Consider the following 1,979-nt stretch of genomic DNA (forward strand, 5'->3'; position numbering starts at 1 on the left):
GTACACGAGCGATATATCCAAGGCCAAGGATTACATTTCCGATGGCCTTCAGCGAGTCACCCCCATGCCAGCAATGCCAATTGGAGACCCCCTCCCCAGGATAAAATTCCTGCTGAGTGCAGAGGAGTCAATTAGAATAGCGGGGACCCCAATCAAAATCGGAAGAGATATAGAGAACTACTGGAAAGATATAGTTTACATTCTTCGCTCATATCATTACGTTCAAAAAAAAGATCGAAGTGGCATCTATAGAATGAAGAACAAACTCTCTTCTGACTTCTACCATCAGTACCTTGATATGAAGGCAGCGAGAATGAAAAATCACACTAAACTTGATGATGAACAAACCACTCAGGACAATCTTCTTCTGTGATTCCATGAGGTCATTATCGTTATGAGACCCAGAGAGATCGGCGAGCTACAAAGACTCAAAACCCTGCTTGAGAGTGGTGATCTATTTAACGAACTCCCCGGATTAGCGGAAGCGGGGGCCGTCGAATCATTTGCCCTCCAGTTGATCGATAGTAGAAGGCGAGTAGAATTTGTTTCAACAATTTCCAAAAGGGAAATTTGCAAAGACAGGTTGAATCCACACTCTCAGTACTTCGACCCCATTCGTGCCTCTATATCCCACCTTAGGGACGGCAACGTTGATGAAGCCTGCTGGCTGGTATTTCTTGCCACACATTTCGGACACAATGCTAAGAGCAAGTGGCGGTTAACCCGTGACGTATACGGCGCGCTTGGCGCAAAGAAGTGGACCTGGAATGAAGTCACAAGCGATCTGGCGGGGTTTCGAAATTGGCTTGCCGGTGCCGAAGCGACCTTAAGAGGGGGAGATGGTATTCGCCGAGCCTTTGGAAATCATCGAAAGTACACGTCTCTAGACGCCTGGAAGCCAAATGCCACTGGCGACGCGATTGCCAGCTACGTGGATTGGATTCAGCAAAACGGTGGACATCAAGCAATGTTAGCCGATGCGCTCACAGAATCACTCGGGGATCCCGGAGCAGCATTTGATCGCCTTTACAGCTCCATGGCGCAGGTTGCGAGTTTCGGTCGCATCGGTAGATTCGATTACCTGACCATGCTCGGGAAGACTGGAATTGCACCAATATCCCCACCTTCACCATACTTCAAGAGCGCGACCGGACCACTAAGTGGAGCCAAGCTTCTCTTTGGACCCGGCAAGAGCGTGGGAGACTACGAAACAGAGACTGTGATACTTGGCAATACGCTCGGATTCGGGATGCAGATAATGGAGGACGCTATCTGCAACTGGCAAAAGAGCCCTACTCGGTTCAAGCCTTTCCGAGGCTAGAACCAGACCACTTGTATCTGTTCTTCAAATAGTTGAACTGGTTATGCCTAATACGTTTTCTATGCTGAAGCTGACCAACAACAATACCGGGCGAAACCCCTATCTTCCTCGCCAGCCGCGCAATACCGAACTTATTCAAAGCCACAAAATTTAATTCTTCATTCCACTTTTCTGGAACAAGATTTTTCGAGGCAAATTCGTTTGCCTCATCTTCCTCGTTTGATCCAACGCCTCCATCGACTTCAATCGAGATCCTTCCTGCATGCATGCACAAATGAGCAACTTCATGAAAGAGAGAGAACCAGAATTGATCGTCAGTTAGATACCGCGAACTAAGTCCAATCAGCCCGCCCCGAGCATTGAAACATGCAATTCCACTCACTGGACATCCGAGCGGCGCGGGCACAACACAAAGTGCGACGCCACAGTCTGCAAGTATTTTTACGATTTCGGGAAGAAAGTCCTGGGGATCGGGATTCAGAGTGAAGCGTCGGACATCACCAAGTGCGTTCGAAAGAGTTTCAGCATCAAAACTCTTTAGCGTGATCTTCTGAGAGGCTAGCTCAATTGCCCTATACCAGGCAGTCACGGCCCCCATTTCCATATCAAATGTGGTGGACCTACGGAAAGCCAAGGCCTCTTCCAGGCGACCATACTT

General features: G+C 48.6%; 3 protein-coding genes. 2 read left to right on the forward strand and 1 reads right to left on the reverse strand.

Features of this window, described 5'->3' with window-relative positions:
* Together ACFQ6N_RS40445 and ACFQ6N_RS40450 are read left to right on the forward strand one after the other, a co-directional pair.
* A partial coding sequence (locus ACFQ6N_RS40445) for a hypothetical protein (RefSeq protein WP_380659144.1) occupies nucleotides 1–373 on the forward strand: 373 nt, incomplete at its 5' end.
* Nucleotides 374–394: 21 nt separating this feature from the next.
* Nucleotides 395–1,321, forward strand: a complete 927-nt coding sequence (locus ACFQ6N_RS40450) for a hypothetical protein (protein WP_148564917.1) — start codon at nucleotides 395–397, stop codon at nucleotides 1,319–1,321.
* On the opposite strand, the gene ACFQ6N_RS40455 is transcribed toward ACFQ6N_RS40450, so the two are convergent.
* A partial coding sequence (locus ACFQ6N_RS40455; protein WP_380659145.1) for an ImmA/IrrE family metallo-endopeptidase occupies nucleotides 1,302–1,979 on the reverse strand: 678 nt, incomplete at its 5' end. The two genes, ACFQ6N_RS40450 and ACFQ6N_RS40455, sit on opposite strands and share 20 nt — an antisense overlap.

The organism is Kitasatospora sp. NPDC056446, assembly GCF_042796115.1.
In the GTDB taxonomy this organism is placed as follows: Bacteria; Actinomycetota; Actinomycetes; order Streptomycetales; family Streptomycetaceae; genus Kitasatospora.